This window comes from Enterobacter sp. fkY84-1, from assembly GCF_052974705.1.
The window spans coordinates 1,096,629-1,112,032 of sequence record NZ_CP169393.1 but is presented as its reverse complement, the minus strand read 5'-3'; the positions used below and the strand labels follow the sequence as shown (position 1 = coordinate 1,112,032).

At 58.4% G+C, this 15,404-nt stretch carries 16 protein-coding genes; 10 read left to right on the top strand and 6 right to left on the bottom strand.

Annotation, left to right across the window (positions count from 1 at the left end):
- Positions 1-31: 31 nt before the first annotated feature.
- Positions 32-1,417, bottom strand: a complete 1,386-nt coding sequence (gene cysS / locus ACEPLT_RS05175) for a cysteine--tRNA ligase (protein ID WP_008499328.1) — start codon at positions 1,415-1,417, stop codon at positions 32-34.
- 174 nt (positions 1,418-1,591) lie between these two features.
- Between cysS and ppiB the strand changes: the two genes are divergently transcribed.
- The 6 genes from ppiB (at position 1,592) to mnmH (ending at position 6,058) form a co-directional block, all read left to right on the top strand.
- Positions 1,592-2,086, top strand: coding sequence for a peptidylprolyl isomerase B (ppiB, locus tag ACEPLT_RS05170; protein WP_008499327.1), 495 nt, complete (start codon positions 1,592-1,594; stop codon positions 2,084-2,086).
- Between the two features lie 3 nt (positions 2,087-2,089).
- Positions 2,090-2,812 (top strand): UDP-2,3-diacylglucosamine diphosphatase, encoded by a 723-nt coding sequence (lpxH, locus tag ACEPLT_RS05165; protein WP_023293120.1) that lies wholly within the window; start codon positions 2,090-2,092, stop codon positions 2,810-2,812.
- Positions 2,813-2,947: 135 nt separating this feature from the next.
- Positions 2,948-3,157 (top strand): YdgH/BhsA/McbA-like domain containing protein, encoded by a 210-nt coding sequence (locus ACEPLT_RS05160; RefSeq protein ID WP_008499325.1) that lies wholly within the window; start codon positions 2,948-2,950, stop codon positions 3,155-3,157.
- Between the two features lie 171 nt (positions 3,158-3,328).
- Entirely contained in the window at positions 3,329-3,838 is a 510-nt protein-coding gene (gene purE / locus ACEPLT_RS05155) for a 5-(carboxyamino)imidazole ribonucleotide mutase (protein WP_023616863.1), read from the top strand.
- The gene (purK, locus tag ACEPLT_RS05150; RefSeq protein WP_008499323.1) at positions 3,835-4,902 is read left to right on the top strand and encodes a 5-(carboxyamino)imidazole ribonucleotide synthase; all 1,068 of its coding nucleotides are present in this window, start codon (positions 3,835-3,837) and stop codon (positions 4,900-4,902) included. The genes purE and purK overlap by 4 nt, the downstream gene beginning before the upstream one ends.
- Before the next feature lie 85 nt (positions 4,903-4,987).
- The gene (gene mnmH / locus ACEPLT_RS05145) at positions 4,988-6,058 is read left to right on the top strand and encodes a tRNA 2-selenouridine(34) synthase MnmH (protein WP_045416655.1); all 1,071 of its coding nucleotides are present in this window, start codon (positions 4,988-4,990) and stop codon (positions 6,056-6,058) included.
- A gap of 87 nt (positions 6,059-6,145) precedes the next feature.
- Here the strand turns inward: mnmH and ACEPLT_RS05140 are convergent, their stop codons facing one another.
- The 3 genes from ACEPLT_RS05140 to ybbA form a co-directional block, all read right to left on the bottom strand.
- Positions 6,146-7,291 carry a porin gene (locus ACEPLT_RS05140; RefSeq protein ID WP_023293123.1) on the bottom strand — a complete coding sequence of 382 codons (1,146 nt, stop codon included), beginning with the start codon at positions 7,289-7,291 and terminating at the stop codon, positions 6,146-6,148.
- A 183-nt stretch (positions 7,292-7,474) separates the two neighbouring features.
- Positions 7,475-9,889: a putative ABC transporter permease subunit YbbP gene (gene ybbP / locus ACEPLT_RS05135; protein ID WP_447088335.1), complete on the bottom strand. Its 2,415-nt coding sequence runs from the start codon at positions 9,887-9,889 to the stop codon at positions 7,475-7,477.
- A complete protein-coding gene (ybbA, locus tag ACEPLT_RS05130; protein WP_008499319.1) occupies positions 9,886-10,572 on the bottom strand; it encodes a putative ABC transporter ATP-binding protein YbbA in 687 nt (228 codons plus the stop codon). The genes ybbP and ybbA overlap by 4 nt, the downstream gene beginning before the upstream one ends.
- On the opposite strand from ybbA, the gene tesA reads away from it, so the two are divergent.
- Genes tesA through ACEPLT_RS05115 form a run of 3 tightly spaced genes read left to right on the top strand, consistent with a single transcriptional unit; the run spans position 10,540 to position 12,878 of the window.
- A complete protein-coding gene (gene tesA / locus ACEPLT_RS05125) occupies positions 10,540-11,166 on the top strand; it encodes a multifunctional acyl-CoA thioesterase I/protease I/lysophospholipase L1 (RefSeq protein ID WP_122008371.1) in 627 nt (208 codons plus the stop codon). The genes ybbA and tesA overlap by 33 nt on opposite strands.
- Before the next feature lie 28 nt (positions 11,167-11,194).
- Positions 11,195-11,965, top strand: coding sequence for an SDR family oxidoreductase (locus ACEPLT_RS05120; RefSeq protein WP_008499317.1), 771 nt, complete (start codon positions 11,195-11,197; stop codon positions 11,963-11,965).
- A gap of 58 nt (positions 11,966-12,023) precedes the next feature.
- Positions 12,024-12,878 (top strand): co-chaperone YbbN, encoded by an 855-nt coding sequence (locus tag ACEPLT_RS05115; RefSeq protein ID WP_008499316.1) that lies wholly within the window; start codon positions 12,024-12,026, stop codon positions 12,876-12,878.
- A 49-nt stretch (positions 12,879-12,927) separates the two neighbouring features.
- On the opposite strand, the gene fetB is transcribed toward ACEPLT_RS05115, so the two are convergent.
- On the bottom strand, positions 12,928-13,710 hold the full coding sequence (fetB, locus tag ACEPLT_RS05110; protein ID WP_023293126.1) for an iron efflux ABC transporter permease subunit FetB: 783 nt from the start codon (positions 13,708-13,710) through the stop codon (positions 12,928-12,930).
- Entirely contained in the window at positions 13,703-14,374 is a 672-nt protein-coding gene (fetA, locus tag ACEPLT_RS05105; RefSeq protein WP_008499314.1) for an iron efflux ABC transporter ATP-binding subunit FetA, read from the bottom strand. The genes fetB and fetA overlap by 8 nt, the downstream gene beginning before the upstream one ends.
- A gap of 143 nt (positions 14,375-14,517) precedes the next feature.
- Here fetA and ACEPLT_RS05100 point away from each other — a divergent pair, with 143 nt between their 5' ends.
- On the top strand, positions 14,518-15,369 hold the full coding sequence (locus tag ACEPLT_RS05100; protein WP_232927937.1) for a hypothetical protein: 852 nt from the start codon (positions 14,518-14,520) through the stop codon (positions 15,367-15,369).
- Positions 15,370-15,404: the final 35 nt, after the last annotated feature.

Sequence of the window (15,404 nt, the reverse complement as noted above, 5' to 3'; positions counted from 1 at the left end):
GTAAGCGTAAGCGTCACCGGGCGTTACAGACTTACTTACGGCGCCAGGTCGTTCCCTGCGGGCCGTCTTCCAGAATGATGCCCATCTCGGTCAGACGGTTACGCGCCGCATCGGCCGCCGCCCAGTCCTTCGCCTGACGCGCTTCCAGACGCGCCTTGATCAACGCTTCAATCTCCGCCACTTCACCGTCATCCGCCTGTGCACCGCTCTGCAGGAACGCGTCCGGCTCCTGCTCCAGCAGGCCGAGCACGGCAGAGAGCTTACGCAGATGTGACGCCAGCGCATTCGCGGCCGCCATATCCTCGGACTTCAGGCGGTTCACTTCGCGCGCCATGTCGAACAGCACGGAGTAAGCTTCCGGGGTGTTGAAGTCGTCGTTCATCACCTCAACGAAGCGCGCTTCGAACGCTTCGCCGCCTGCCGCCGGAACAGACCTGTCGGTTCCGCGCAGCGCGGTGTACAGACGCTCCAGCGCCGAGCGCGCCTGCTTCAGGTTCTCTTCGCTGTAGTTCAGCTGGCTGCGATAGTGGCCAGACATCAGGAAGTAGCGCACGGTTTCCGCGTCGTAATACTTCAGCACGTCGCGCACGGTAAAGAAGTTACCCAGCGATTTCGACATCTTCTCGCGGTCAACCATTACCATCCCGGAGTGCATCCAGTAGTTCACGTACTCGCCGCCGTGGGCGCAGGTGGACTGCGCGATTTCGTTTTCGTGGTGCGGGAACATCAGGTCTGAACCGCCGCCGTGAATGTCGAAGTGCTTGCCCAGCTGCTTGCAGTTCATCGCCGAACACTCAATGTGCCAGCCCGGACGGCCGTCGCCCCACGGGGATGGCCAGCTTGGTTCACCCTCTTTGGACATCTTCCACAGCACGAAGTCCATCGGGTTACGCTTCACGTCAACCACGTCAACGCGGGCACCGGCCTGGAGCTGGTCCAGATCCTGACGGGAAAGCGCACCGTAGGTTGGGTCCGTCGGCACGGAGAACATCACGTCGCCGTTGTCGGCAACATACGCGTGACCGCGGGCGATCAGCTTTTCGGTGATCTCGATGATTTCGTGAATATGGTGGGTCGCGCGCGGCTCGCTGTCCGGACGCAGAATATTCAGGGCGTCGAAGTCTTTGTGCATCTCAGCAATCATGCGATCCACCAGCGCGACAAAGCTTTCGCCGTTTTCATTCGCGCGCTTGATGATCTTATCGTCGATGTCGGTGATGTTGCGCACGTATTTCAGCTTGTACCCGAGAAAACGCAGGTAGCGTGACACCACGTCGAAGGCGACAAAGGTACGGCCATGGCCAATGTGACAGAGATCGTAAACCGTAATACCACACACGTACATGCCGACTTCCCCGGCATGGATAGGTTTAAATTCCTCTTTTTGGCGCGTCATTGTATTAAAGATTTTTAACATCGAAGATTCCATGTAAACACGTGTGTGGTTGAAAACTGGCTATTCTACCCGTAATTCAAACCCGAAGCAGCACACAATGCAAGGTGATCGCATCCTGTGGTTATGCTATAACAAGCCCCTATAGATGACCCGAAGGCGGGTCGACGTACCACAATAACGGAACAGGATGCAAAAATGGTTACTTTCCACACTAATCATGGCGATATCGTAATCAAAACCTTTGATGACAAAGCGCCTGAAACAGTTAAAAACTTCCTGGACTACTGCCGCGAAGGTTTCTACAACAACACCATTTTCCACCGCGTGATCAACGGTTTCATGATCCAGGGCGGCGGTTTCGAACCTGGCATGAACCAGAAGGCCACTAAAGAGCCGATCAAGAACGAAGCGAACAACGGCCTGAAAAACACCCGCGGCACGCTGGCGATGGCACGTACTCAGGCGCCTCACTCTGCTACTGCACAGTTCTTCATTAACGTGGCGGACAACGACTTCCTGAACTTCTCCGGCGAAAGCCTGCAGGGTTGGGGCTACTGCGTATTCGCAGAAGTGGTTGAAGGTATGGACGTGGTTGACAAGATCAAAGCCGTCTCTACTGGCCGCAGCGGTATGCACCAGGACGTTCCAAAAGAAGACGTTGTGATTACCAGCGTGACCGTCAGCGAGTAATTGGTGGCGACACTCTTTATTGCGGATCTTCATCTGCAAACAGAAGAACCGGCGATAACCGCCGGTTTTCTGCGTTTTTTACGCGGTGAAGCGAAAAGCGCCGATGCGCTGTACATCCTGGGCGACCTCTTTGAAGCCTGGATTGGCGACGACGATCCTAACCCGCTGCACCGTGAAATGGCCGCCGCCATTCACGCGCTGGTGGATTCGGGCGTCCCCTGCTACTTCATTCACGGCAACCGTGATTTCCTGATCGGCAAGCGCTACGCCCGTGAAAGCGGCATGACGCTGCTGCCGGAAGAACAGGTGCTCGACCTCTACGGCCGCAAGGTGCTGATCATGCACGGCGACACGCTCTGCACCGACGATACCGGCTACCTGGCGTTTCGCGCCAAAGTCCACACCCCGTGGATCCAGAAGGTGTTCCTTGCCCTGCCGCTCTTTATCCGCAACCGCATCGCCGCCAGAATGCGCGCAGGCAGTAAAGCCGCCAACAGCAGCAAATCCATGACCATCATGGACGTCAATCCGCAGGCGGTCGTGCGGGTGATGGAAAAGCATGACGTTCAGTGGCTGATCCACGGTCATACCCATCGTCCTGACGTGCATTCCCTCATCGCCAACGGCCAGCCCGCACACCGCGTGGTATTGGGTGCCTGGCACACCGAAGGTTCTATGGTCAAAGTCACGCCTGAGGGCGTGGAGCTGATCGCGTTTCCGTTTTAACCCCTCCACATCATTCTATTTTTTTGAACAATATCGGCAAATTGTTTCGATTTTAATCCGCCCTTGGTCGGCCTATTATTTATCACATCAGGGCAACACGCCCTATCCCAGACAAAACACTTAAGGAATACGACCATGAAATCCATCAAAACTTTCGTTGCAGTTGCGGCTCTCTCCCTGGTTTCTTTCGGTTCTTTCGCGCAGAGCGTGAGCGCAACCGCCTCTACCCTTGACCGCGCAGAAGCGAAAATCGCTGCACAGGCTGCTGAACAGGGCGCGTCTTATAAAATCACCAGCGCGAAGGTCGACAATCGCGTGTATATGACCGCAGAACTGACGAAATAATGATTGCCCCTCGACGAAAACAGACCGCCAGAATGCGGTCTGTTTTGTTATGAATTGATGGCAACAACGGCTCAAGATTTAACCGCGCAACCGTTTTCCTTGCCCGTATAACATGCTATTCTCTGTGCCCTCGAAAGCAGTGTGTTTCGCACCACAGGAGTTTTAAGACGCATGTCTTCCCGCAATAATCCGGCGCGTGTCGCCATCGTGATGGGGTCCAAAAGCGACTGGGCTACCATGCAGTTCGCCGCCGAAATCTTTGACATCCTGAATGTTCCGCACCACGTTGAAGTGGTCTCTGCACACCGTACGCCGGACAAACTGTTCAGCTTCGCCGAAAGCGCCGAAGAGAACGGTTATGAGGTGATCATCGCCGGTGCGGGCGGCGCAGCACATCTGCCGGGCATGATTGCCGCCAAAACCCTGGTGCCGGTTCTGGGCGTACCGGTTCAGAGCGCCGCGTTAAGCGGTGTGGACAGCCTCTACTCCATCGTTCAGATGCCGCGCGGTATTCCTGTCGGCACGCTGGCGATTGGCAAAGCGGGTGCCGCAAACGCCGCCCTGCTGGCCGCGCAGATCCTGGCGACGCACGATAAAGACTTACATCAGCGTCTGGCGGCGTGGCGTAAAGCCCAGACCGACGAAGTGCTGGACAACCCGGACCCGCGGGGTGCGGCATGAAGCAGGTTTGCGTCCTTGGTAACGGCCAGTTAGGCCGCATGCTGCGTCAGGCCGGTGAGCCGCTGGGTATTGCCGTCTGGCCCGTCGGGCTGGACGCCGAGCCAGAAGCCGTCCCATTCCACCAGAGCGTGATCACCGCCGAGATTGAACGCTGGCCGGAGACCGCTCTGACCCGCGAGCTGGCGCGTCATAACGCCTTCGTTAACCGCGACGTGTTCCCGATCGTTGCCGACCGCCTGACGCAAAAGCAGCTGTTCGACAAGCTCGGCCTCGCGACCGCGCCGTGGCAGCTCCTGTCTGATAAAAGCGAGTGGAACGACGTCTTCGCCATGCTGGGCGAGCTGGCGATCGTGAAGCGCCGCGTGGGTGGCTACGACGGCCGCGGCCAGTGGCGCCTGCGCGCAGGCGACACCGCCGAGCTGCCGAATGACTGCTACGGCGAGTGCATCGTTGAGCAGGGCATTAACTTTAGCGGTGAAGTGTCGCTGGTTGGCGCGCGCGGGCATGACGGCCGCACGGTGTTTTATCCGCTGACGCATAACCTGCATCAGGACGGCATTCTGCGCACCAGCGTCGCCTTCCCGCACGCCAATGCCGACCAGCAGGCGCAGGCGGAAGAGATGCTCTCTGCCATCATGCACGAACTCGGTTATGTCGGCGTCATGGCGATGGAGTGCTTTATCACCCCGTCCGGTCTGCTGATCAACGAGCTGGCACCGCGCGTGCACAACAGCGGCCACTGGACGCAAAACGGCGCCTCCATCAGCCAGTTTGAGCTGCACCTGCGCGCCATTACCGACCTGCCGCTGCCGCAGCCGGTGGTGAACAGCCCGTCGGTGATGATCAACCTGATCGGGACCGATCTGAACTACGACTGGCTGAAGCTGCCGCTGGTGCATCTGCACTGGTATGACAAAGAGGTCCGCGAGGGTCGTAAAGTCGGCCACCTGAACCTGAACGACAGCGACACGGGCCGTCTGAGCGCCACGCTGGAAGCCATGATCCCGCTCCTGCCGCCGGAATACGCGAGCGGTATTGTCTGGGCACAATCTAAGCTTAAATAGTTCTCCCTCCGCCGGGGAGTTGACCTCCTCTTTCCCCGGCGTACAATTCCCGCCCATTGCTGCTTAGCTTTCTTCTGGAATAACCATGAACGATGGAACGGACTATCGCGCGATCCTCGCGTCCGATACCCCTTTAATCGACGTTCGCGCGCCGATCGAATTTGCCCAGGGCGCGATGCCAGCGGCAGTCAACCTGCCTTTAATGAACGATGACGAGCGCGCCGCCGTCGGCACCTGTTATAAACGTCAGGGACCGGACGCCGCGCTGGCGCTCGGCCATCGCCTGGTAAGCGGCGACACGCGTGACGCCCGCATCAACGCCTGGCGCGAAGCCAGCCTTGCCCATCCTGAGGGCTTTCTCTGCTGCGCGCGCGGCGGCCAGCGCTCGCATATCTCGCAGGCCTGGCTGAAAGAGGCGGGTATCGACTACCCGCTGATCCGCGGCGGCTATAAGGCCCTGCGCCAGACGGCGATTCAGGTGACCATCGAGCAGTCGCAAAAGCCGATGGTGCTTATCGGCGGCTGTACCGGAAACGGTAAAACCCTGCTGGTGAAGCAGCACGCGCAGGGTATCGATCTGGAAGGGCTCGCGCACCATCGCGGCTCGTCATTTGGCCGCACGCTCACGCCGCAGCTTTCTCAGGCCAGCTTTGAAAATCACCTTGCGGTTGAGCTATTGAAAAAAGACGCCGCGCGCTGGGTGCTGGAAGATGAGGGCCGGATGATTGGCTCCAACCACCTGCCGGCCTGCCTGCGCGACCGCATGGTTGAAGCCCCTATCGTGGTGGTCGATGATCCGTTTGAGATCCGTCTTGAACGGCTGCGCGAAGAGTATTTCGACCATATGTGGACGGATTTTTCTGCCGCCTACGGCGAGGAAGCGGGCTGGAAAGAATACAGCGAGTACCTGCATCACGGCCTGTTCGCCATACGCCGCCGTCTTGGGCTGCAGCGCTTTGCGGAATTTACCGCGCTGTTAGACTCCGCGCTGCTGGAACAGCAACGCTCTGGCCGCACTGACGCGCACTTCAGCTGGCTTGTACCGCTCCTGAACGACTATTACGACCCGATGTACGGCTATCAGCTGGAGAAAAAGGCGGAAAAGATTGTGTATCGCGGGACGTACGAAGAAATTGCTGAGTGGCTTGATCGCTGAAAAAAGCCGGGTGGCGGCTACGCCTTACCCGGCCTACGCGTACTGTTGTGGCCCCGGTAAGCGCAGCGCCACCGGGGAACAGACGGCTTAGAAGTCGTAACGCAGACGCACCAGGTTCATGTCGCCCAGGTTGTCGGTGCTGGAGGTGAACACGTGTTCGTAATCCACGCGGAAACCGTAATCCAGCTGGAAGCTGATCCCCACGCCGTTGTCGATGCGCTGGTAGTTACGGCCGTTCACGTACTCAATGCGGTCCCCCATGAAGTAAGGCTGGATGGATTTCACCGCGTACTGACCGACTGGGAACTTGTACCCTGCGAAGTACTCAATACCCCACGCGTCGCCCGCAAAGTAGTCGTTAACAGACACTTTTTTGGTGGTCAGGAAGTTCTGGTACCAGCCGCCGCCTGCGGAGAAGGTCCAGTTGTCCGGGGTCCAGCTCAGCGCGGTACCGAGAATGTTCTGGTCGTAGGTTTTGCTGTCGCCGTTGTCCGGGTTACGCATGTCGGCGCGGGTGTAGTTCCACGCGGCGCCCCAGGTCAGGTCGGTAGTCAGGTGGTAATCCAGGCCCAGCGAGCCGCCGCCTTTACGCTTGTAGCGCAGGCCGTTGCCCGGCAGGAATTCGCTGTCTTCAAACAGGTAGGATGCATAAATGTCCGCATCGCCCACGGTTTTCTTATATTTCAGCATCTGGCGTGAACGGTAAGAACCGTCGTAGTCGCCGTTGATCCCGTTACCCGGTGCCTGAGCGATCATGTCGTAGTCCCAGATATCGGTTTTCGCGCCAACCACATCATAGTAAACGCTGTTCTGTTGACCGAAGGTCAGCGTACCCCAGGTGTCGCTCTTCAGACCGGTATAGAGCATACGACGCGTGGTGTCGTGTGCGCCTTCGGCGTAGTGGTGATCCCAGTTAAACTGCGCAGGAATATTCACACCCAGCTCGTAGTAGCTGATCCAGCTGATGTCATCAAACAGGTAGTAATCTGCCGCGAAACGGAAGCGGGTGCCGCCGTCAAAGCCGTTACGCTTGTAGCTGTTTTTCCCGTCGTCGCCGGTCATGTTCTGGAACTGAGGACGAATACTGCCGCCAACGGTGAAGTTCAGGCGGCTCAGCGGGTTACCCGCCTGAGGATCCTGCTTAAGAACGGTGATTTCCGCCTGAGAAGCGAAGGTCGTTAATGCCACTGCCGCGCCAATCGTTGCCGCCAGCGCTGATTTTTTTATAGTCATTATTTTTCCTTAATAGACACGCTGCTAAATATTTAGCGGGTGAATATTAACTGGAAATAATCGGGCTGTGTGGACGGGTTTTTAATGTTTTGTGCTACTAAATGAGTGGGTATTATCACTTTGTGCTATTTAAACACTACGCACCGGCATAAAAATCCGGTGCGTAATTATCACTATACTAAATCAACTCGCAAACTGACGGAACAGGGCTTTGCCCTTTAGCAGCCGCGTGCCGAGCCAGCCTCCGCAGAGGGAAAGCAGCCCCGCGCCGCACAGAGGCAGAGTCAACCAAAGACGCCAGTCAGGCTCCCACGGGAAGTCGAAGACCTTTGTCTGCAGCACCGCCAGCGCCGTCTCTGCGCCAATGGCGGCCACCAGACCGGCCACCAGCCCCAGCAGCGCAAACTCGCTCCAGAGCGTCATTCGCAGCAGCCGCTTACCCGCCCCCAGCGTGCGGTAAACTACCAGTTCCTGATAGCGCTGGCGCATGCCCACCTGCACCTGGGCCAGCAGCAACAGCACGCCGCAGATCGTCACCAGCACCACCATGACCTCCAGCGCGCGGCTCACCTGCTCCAGCACCTGCCCCACCTGTTTGAGGATCGCGCCGATATCCAGCAGGCTGACCGTCGGAAACTCCCGGTTGAGCTGGGTCAGCATGCCGTTGCCGTTTTCCCAGCGGAAGCTGGTCAGCCAGCTCTGCGGCTGCCCGTCCAGCGCCCCCGGCGGGAAGATAAAGAAGAAGTTGGGCCGCAGGCTTTCCCAGTCCACTTTACGCAGGCTGGTGACTTTCGCGGTGAAATCCTGGGTATCGCCGGTGAAGGTCACGCTGTCTCCCAGCTTCACGTTCAGGCGCGTCGCCAGCCCCTCCTCCATCGACACCTCCCCCGCTTTTGGCGGCCAGGTGCCGGCGGTTATCGGGTTGTGATCAGGGCGTTTATCCTGCCATGTCAGATTCAGCTCGCGGTTCAGCGACTCGTCCTTGTTCCCCTCCGTTGGCTGGCCGTTGATCTGCGTCAGACGCGCGCGAACGATGGGATAGAACGACTCGGGGATGATGTGATGCTCCGCCAGGAAGCCCTTCAGCGGCGTAACCTGCTCAGGCGCGATATTGATCAGGAAATAGTTCGGGCTTTCCGGTGGAAGCTGCTGCTGCCAGCGGTCGAGCAGATCGCCGCGCAGCACCAGCAGCAGCGCCAGCAGCATAAACGACAGCGAGAACGCCGACAGCTGGCTGAGCGTAGACCAGGGCTGGTGCAGCAGACGGTTGACCGCCAGGCGCACGGGCAGGGATTTTACCGTCACCCTTTTCAGGAGGTTGAGCAGTATCCAGCCCAGCACGCCGCACAGCAGCGCCAGCACAACCGCCCCGGCCAGCACCGCCCACAGCAGCGTGCTGCCGCCCATCAGCCACGCCAGCAGCCCCACTGCCACCGCAATAATCAGCGGAAGGTAGAACTTCAGCGGCCAGACGTTCGCCACCACATCGTTGCGAAGCACGCGCAGCGGCTGCGTGGCGAGCAGCAGGCGGTAGGGCCGGAGCCCCACCAGCACCGAGATCACCGTCATCGCGCCCATCGCCCACAGCCACGGCCAGAGGCTGGCCGGCGGCAAGGCGGCCGGGAGCACCGGCTTCAGCATCACCATCAGCAGTTTTTCAAACAGCAGCCCCATTATTCCGCCGGTCAGCGCCGACAGGACCAGCAGCATCAGCCACTGGCCGACAATGAGCTTGCGCAGCTGCGCCCGGCCCGCCCCCAGGGTTTTGAGGATCGCCACCAGGTCGTAGCGGCTGCGGCAGTAGTGCCCCATCGCCACGGCCACCGCCGCCACCGCCAGCAGCAGGGTCAACAGGGCCGACAGCAGCAGGAACTGCTGAGAGCGCTCCAGAGATTTACCGAGCGCCCCCTCGTCCTGCTCCAGCCCGTACCAGCGGTGTTCCGGTTTGAGCTGCGGCAGAAGCCATTTTTCATACGCGTCAAGCTGGGCGGGCGTGCCGCCAAATTTATAGCGCCAGGTAACGCGGCTGCCCGGCTGTACCGCATGGGTGGCCGCGACATCCGCGGTGTTCATCATCAGACGCGGCGCAAGCTGGAACGGGTTAAAACCGCCGTCGGGCTCCTGCACCACTTCCCCGGCGATTTTCAGCGTGGCGTCGCCGACGTCGATACTGTCGCCGGGTTTGAGGTTCAGCAGCGCCATCAGACGCGATGCCAGCAGCACCGTACCGGGCGTCGGCTTTAACCCCGGCGGACTGGTCTGCAAGTCACCGTACATCGGGTAGATATCATCGACGGCCTTGACGCTCGCCAGCTGCGGCATGTCGCCCGCGAAGGTCATGGTCTGGAAGGTGAGCTGCTCTCCCACCTTCAGCCCTTCTTTACGCGCTGCTTCAATCCAGCCCGGCGGCACGGGGCGGGAGCTTTCCAGCGCCCTGTCCCCCGCCATAAACTCCCGGCTCTGCTGGCTGAGCCCTTTTTCCATGCGGTCGCTGACGCTGCCGAGCGCCAGCACGCAGGCCACCGCCAGGCTTAACGCCAGCCAGACAATCAGCAGCGAGGGCGAGCGCCACTCGCGCCAGAACCAGCGGGCAATCATGCTTCCTCCTGCAGAACACCGTTCACCAGCCGCAGGCGACGGTCGCAGCGCGCCGCGAGCTGCGGATCGTGGGTGACGAGGATCAGCGTGGTGCCGTGCTCGCGGTTGAGCGAAAACAGCAGGTCGGCAATCCTGTCGCCGGTTTTACGGTCAAGGTTGCCGGTAGGCTCATCGGCAAAGAGCACCTCAGGGCGGCCGTTAAACGCGCGGGCCAGCGCCACGCGCTGCTGCTCACCGCCGGAAAGCTGGGCGGGAAGATGGTCGAGACGTTTCCCCAGACCGAGCTGTTCCAGCAGCGCCTTCGCATGAGCGCGGCTTTCACGGCTGTTTTCACCGCGCAACAGCGCCGGGAGCTCGACGTTTTCCAGGGCGTTCAGGGTTGGGATCAGCATAAAGGACTGAAAGACAAAACCAACGTGACGCGCGCGCAGCGCGGCCCGCGCCTCTTCATCAAGCTGATGCAGCGGCTGCCCGACAAGGTGGACCTCGCCGCTGCTGCCGTCGTCCAGACCGGCTAAAATCGCCAGCAGCGTGGACTTGCCGGAACCGGATTCGCCAATCAGCGCGATGGTTTCAGCGCGTTTGACAACGAGTTCAACTCCAGTAAGGATGGAAAGCTCGTGTTCCCCCTGACCGACGGACTTCTTAAGATGATGAACTTCAACACTGTTTTCCGCTGGCATTTGCCCTTCCTGTTTTTGATTCTGATGACCTTCCGCGCGGCGGCAGCGGACACGTTACTGGTTCTCGGCGACAGCCTGAGCGCAGGCTATCGCATGGCGGCTGGCGCGGCCTGGCCCGCTCTGCTCAATGACAAATGGCAGAGCAAAACGCCTGTAATCAACGCCAGCATCAGCGGCGATACCTCACAGCAAGGTTTATCGCGCCTGCCTGCGCTGCTCAAGCAGCATCAGCCGCGCTGGGTGCTGGTTGAGCTCGGCGGTAATGATGGCCTGCGCGGTTTCCAGCCACAGCAAACGGAGGATACGCTGCGCACCATTTTGCAGGAGATCAAGGCGGCAAACGCCCAGCCGCTGCTGATGCAAATTCGCCTGCCCGCCAACTACGGTCGTCGGTATAATGAGGCCTTTAGCGCGATCTACCCCAAGCTTGCCAAAGAGTTTGATATTCCGCTGCTGCCATTTTTCATGGAAGAGGTCTATCTCAAACCCCAGTGGATGCAAGACGACGGGATCCACCCCAATCGCGATGCGCAGCCGTTTATTGCCGACTGGATGGCAACGCGGCTGGCTCCTTTAGTTAAACATGACTCCTGATTAAGCGGAGATCCTGACAGGTAAAGTTATGCAAAAATCGGTCTTAATTACAGGATGTTCCAGTGGAATCGGTCTGGAAAGCGCGCTCGAATTGAAGCGCCAGGGGTTTCGGGTTCTGGCGGCCTGTCGCAAACCCGACGATGTCGAACGCATGAACGGGCTGGGCTTTACCGGCGTGCTGCTGGATATGGACTCGCCGGAGAGCGTTGACCGCGCCGCCGATGAGGTGATCGCCCTGACCGGTAATCGTCTTTACGGCCTGTTTAATAATGCCGGTTACGGCGTGTATGGCCCGCTGGATACCCTCTCCCGCGAAACGCTGGAGAAGCAGTTTTCGACCAACTTTTTCGGCGTACATCAGCTCACCATGCGTCTGCTCCCCGCGATGCTGCCGCACGGTGAAGGGCGCATCGTGATGACGTCGTCGGTGATGGGGCTGATTTCCACCCCGGGCCGCGGCGCTTACGCCGCCAGTAAATATGCGCTGGAGGCCTGGTCCGACGCCCTGCGCATGGAGCTACGCCACAGCGGCATTAAGGTCAGCCTGATTGAACCCGGCCCGATCCGCACCCGCTTTACCGAAAACGTTAACCAGACGCAGGCGGATAAACCGGTCGAGAACCCCGGCATCGCCGCACGTTTTACCCTCGGGCCCGAGGCGGTGGTGGCCAAAGTGCGCCATGCTTTTGAGAGTGAACATCCCAAAATGCGCTATCCGGTGACGCTGGTCACCCACGCCGTCGGCTGGTTAAAACGCCTGCTGCCGGGCCGGATAATGGACAAAATTTTACACGGTTGAGTTGAAGCGACGACGCGCATCCCCATGTAAAGAACAAACCGACAAAAGAGAAAGCCGCATGTCCGTACAGAATATCGTCAATATCACAGAAGCTAACCTGCAACAGACTCTTGAACAGTCGATGACCAAACCGGTCCTGTTCTACTTCTGGTCTGAACGTAGCCAACACTGTCTACAGCTGACGCCGGTGCTGGAAAGCCTTGCCGCCCAGTACAACGGCCAGTTCATTCTCGCGAAGCTGGACTGTGACGCCGAGCCGATGGTCGCGTCTCAGTTTGGTCTGCGCGCCATTCCTACCGTCTATCTGTTCCAGAACGGCCAGCCTGTTGATGGCTTCCAGGGGCCGCAGCCGGAAGAAGCTATCCGCGCCCTGCTGGATAAGGTGCTGCCGCGCGAAGAAGAGCTGAAAGCGCAGGAAGGCATGGCGCTGATGCAGGAAGGCAAATACGACGAGGCGCTGCCGCTGCTGAAAGAGGCGTGGCAGCTGTCAAAACAGAACAGCCAGATTGGCCTGCTGCTGGCGGAGACGCAGATCGCCCTGCACCGCTCAGAGGACGCGGAGGCCGTACTTAAGACGGTTCCGCTGCAGGATCAGGACACCCGCTATCAGGGGCTGGTTGCACAAATTGAGCTGCTGAAGCAGGCGGCGGATACCCCGGAAATTCAGCAGCTGCAGCAGCAGGTTGCCGACAACCCGGCGGACGCCGCGCTGGCAAGCCAGCTTGCACTACAGCTGCATCAGGTGGGGCGTAACGAAGAGGCGCTTGAGCTGCTCTTCGGCCATCTGCAAAAAGATTTAGCCGCCGCAGACGGTCAGGCGCGCAAAATGTTCCAGGAGATCCTGGCCGCGCTGGGCACCGGCGACGCGCTGGCGTCGAAGTATCGTCGTCAGCTTTACGCGCTGTTGTATTGATAAAAAAGCCCGGTGGCGGCTTCGCCTTACCGGGCCTACAAAGACGATGTTACCCCGTCTTTTTCAACTGCGTCACCACCAGCTGGTGGCGCGCGTTGTAGAACTTCCGATAGGTCAGGTAGCAGGCAATGATGGTCGACAGGCTTGCCGTGGAAAGCAGCATAAACGTCACCATGATCTGATACTTAATCGCTTTTACCGGATCGATACCGGCAAAAATCAGCCCCGACATCATGCCCGGCAGGCTCACCAGCCCCACCGTTTTGGCGGAATCTACCGTTGGAATCAGCGATGACCGAATGCTCTCGCGAATCAGCCGCGCCGAGGCCACTTTTGGCGTTGCCCCCAGGCTTAGTTTCTCCTGCAGCTGCTGCTGTTCGCTGCTGAAACGCTGGCCGAGGTTGTTATAACAGAGCCCAACGGCCACCATCGCGTTCCCCGCGATCATCCCCGAGATAGGGATGACCTGCATCGGCGTAAACTCAATCGAGCCGGAGAGCACCAGCACCGCCAGCGTGAGCGCCGTTCCGGTGGTAATCGCGATAAACGATGAGACAAACGCCTTATCAATGTATTTACTGCGCTTTTGCGCATTCCACGCCGCGTTAAAGCAGATAAACAGCACCATCAGCAGCGTCAGCACCGCGTGGTTAACGTTGAAGATATACTTCAGCACATAGCCGACGATGATGAGCTGAATCACCGCGCGGCAAATACTCCACACGATATCTTTTTCCAGCCCAAGCTTTTCCCGGTAGCTGACCACAATCGCAATCAGCACCAGCACCATCGAAAAGGCCAGCGATTCGTTCGTAATGTTATGCTCACCCACGGTTTGCCTCCTGCATTTTCCCGCCGTGCGGCTGGAGCGTGATTACGTCATCCGCATGGGTTATTTCGTTAGCGTCGTGCGTCACCCACAGCACGGCAATGTTCTGCTCCCGGGCGTAACGATGAATAATCTCGTTAACGTTGCGCTTGTTGACGTCATCGAGCGCGCTGGTGATTTCGTCCAGCAACAACACCTTCGGTAAAAACTGCAGGTTGCGGATCAGCGAGACCCGCTGCTTTTCGCCGCCCGACAGCGCGTTGATGGATTTGCTCAGCGTCTCCTGCGCCAGGCCAAAGCGGGCCAGATCGTGGATAAACTTTTCCGGCTCCGGCGTTTTATTGCGGATTTGCCACGGAAAAATCAGGTTGTCATAGACCGTATCGCCAAAAAGCACGGGCGTTTGCACGCAGTACGAGACCTGCTGGCGATAGCTTTCCGGGGAAAGCGAGGCGATATCTTCGCCTTCAAACAGAATGGCTCCCTCCGTCGGGCTGAGGAGTGACGCCACAATCTTCAGCAGCGTGCTTTTCCCACAGCCTGAGGGACCCGTGATTAATTTAAACTCGCCCGGCGACAGGCTAAACCCGACGTGCTGCAGGATCGTGTTTTCCCCGACTCGAAATCCGACATCCCTGAGAAGTAATACGTTTTTTTTATCGTTCATTGCGCTTCCGTTGACCGCTTTTTGTCATAACCGTCTGTAGCATAATCCTTTCGCCCGCGCAGCGCGAATAGCCTCACGCTGAAGCAAGTGTTAAGCTTTTTGTTTGCAAATTGTCACCACCATCACTACAGGAAGTATGCAGCATGGCACATATTTTTTATGAGTTTCCCTCCCTGAAGCCTGGTGTTCCTGATGTCGAAACATTAATGGACGTCATCAAATCGTCGGAACGCACGCGTTTTGTGATGGGTGAAGAGGTGGTCGATTTTGTTAAGAAGGCGCTCATCGTGAACACCACGATCGGCAGCTTCAAAAATTGCTATTTTGCCTTCGACAACGGGACACACTTCCTTGAATTTGACGGTAAAGGCAAATCAAAACGCTTCAATGAGGTGCCGGACTGGTTCGTCTCTCCGGCGGAATTTTCGCGCACCCAGTGGCTTATCAACCACAATCTTGCGGATGTGAAAGCCACCCAGTTCATTGACGTCCTGATGTCCTACCCGCTGAAAGCGCGCCGCGCGCACTGCAATTTGTTATTCGGGCTGGAGCTGGAAAAAGTCAACGCGGCTCCGGCCACGGCGTCAGCGGCAGGTAAAATCGGCAATAAAAACGGTAAAACCACCAAGCCCCGCGTCACCGATCTGGGCTCGTTCGAGCTGTTCAGCCAGTTCTTTGCGCGCATGAAAACCGCCGTGCAGGCCGATGAGTTCCCTACTCTGCAGATCCTGACGGGCATGGATAACCTGGCAAAAGCGCCGCATAATTTAAAGCAGGGCATCAGAACCTGGTTTAAAGCCATCGCGGGCGACCTTCCGCCGAATAACAAACGCGTTGAGGCGGGAAATGCCGTTCTGTTCTGCGCCCCCCTTCGCGAACAGATCCAGCGTATCGAAGCGCGGGGGCTGGAGAATTACTACCAGGGATTATCCAAAGCCATTGCCGAAGCGGGTAATGGCTTCATCTCTGACTTTACCTATACTTACGAGCAATAAACACACACTTTCACTCATCACGGCATGCAAAACAG

Excerpts from the sequence above, each read along its gene's own strand:
- cysS (WP_008499328.1), bottom strand. The coding sequence starts at position 1,417 with ATGTTAAAAATCTTTAATACAATGACGCGCCAAAAAGAGGAATTTAAA.
- ppiB (WP_008499327.1), top strand. The coding sequence starts at position 1,592 with ATGGTTACTTTCCACACTAATCATGGCGATATCGTAATCAAAACCTTT.
- ACEPLT_RS05160 (WP_008499325.1), top strand. The coding sequence starts at position 2,948 with ATGAAATCCATCAAAACTTTCGTTGCAGTTGCGGCTCTCTCCCTGGTT.
- purE (WP_023616863.1), top strand. The coding sequence starts at position 3,329 with ATGTCTTCCCGCAATAATCCGGCGCGTGTCGCCATCGTGATGGGGTCC.
- purK (WP_008499323.1), top strand. The coding sequence starts at position 3,835 with ATGAAGCAGGTTTGCGTCCTTGGTAACGGCCAGTTAGGCCGCATGCTG.
- mnmH (WP_045416655.1), top strand. The coding sequence starts at position 4,988 with ATGAACGATGGAACGGACTATCGCGCGATCCTCGCGTCCGATACCCCT.
- ACEPLT_RS05140 (WP_023293123.1), bottom strand. The coding sequence starts at position 7,291 with ATGACTATAAAAAAATCAGCGCTGGCGGCAACGATTGGCGCGGCAGTG.
- ybbP (WP_447088335.1), bottom strand. The coding sequence starts at position 9,889 with ATGATTGCCCGCTGGTTCTGGCGCGAGTGGCGCTCGCCCTCGCTGCTG.
- tesA (WP_122008371.1), top strand. The coding sequence starts at position 10,540 with ATGATGAACTTCAACACTGTTTTCCGCTGGCATTTGCCCTTCCTGTTT.
- ybbA (WP_008499319.1), bottom strand. The coding sequence starts at position 10,572 with ATGCCAGCGGAAAACAGTGTTGAAGTTCATCATCTTAAGAAGTCCGTC.
- ACEPLT_RS05120 (WP_008499317.1), top strand. The coding sequence starts at position 11,195 with ATGCAAAAATCGGTCTTAATTACAGGATGTTCCAGTGGAATCGGTCTG.
- ACEPLT_RS05115 (WP_008499316.1), top strand. The coding sequence starts at position 12,024 with ATGTCCGTACAGAATATCGTCAATATCACAGAAGCTAACCTGCAACAG.
- fetA (WP_008499314.1), bottom strand. The coding sequence starts at position 14,374 with ATGAACGATAAAAAAAACGTATTACTTCTCAGGGATGTCGGATTTCGA.
- ACEPLT_RS05100 (WP_232927937.1), top strand. The coding sequence starts at position 14,518 with ATGGCACATATTTTTTATGAGTTTCCCTCCCTGAAGCCTGGTGTTCCT.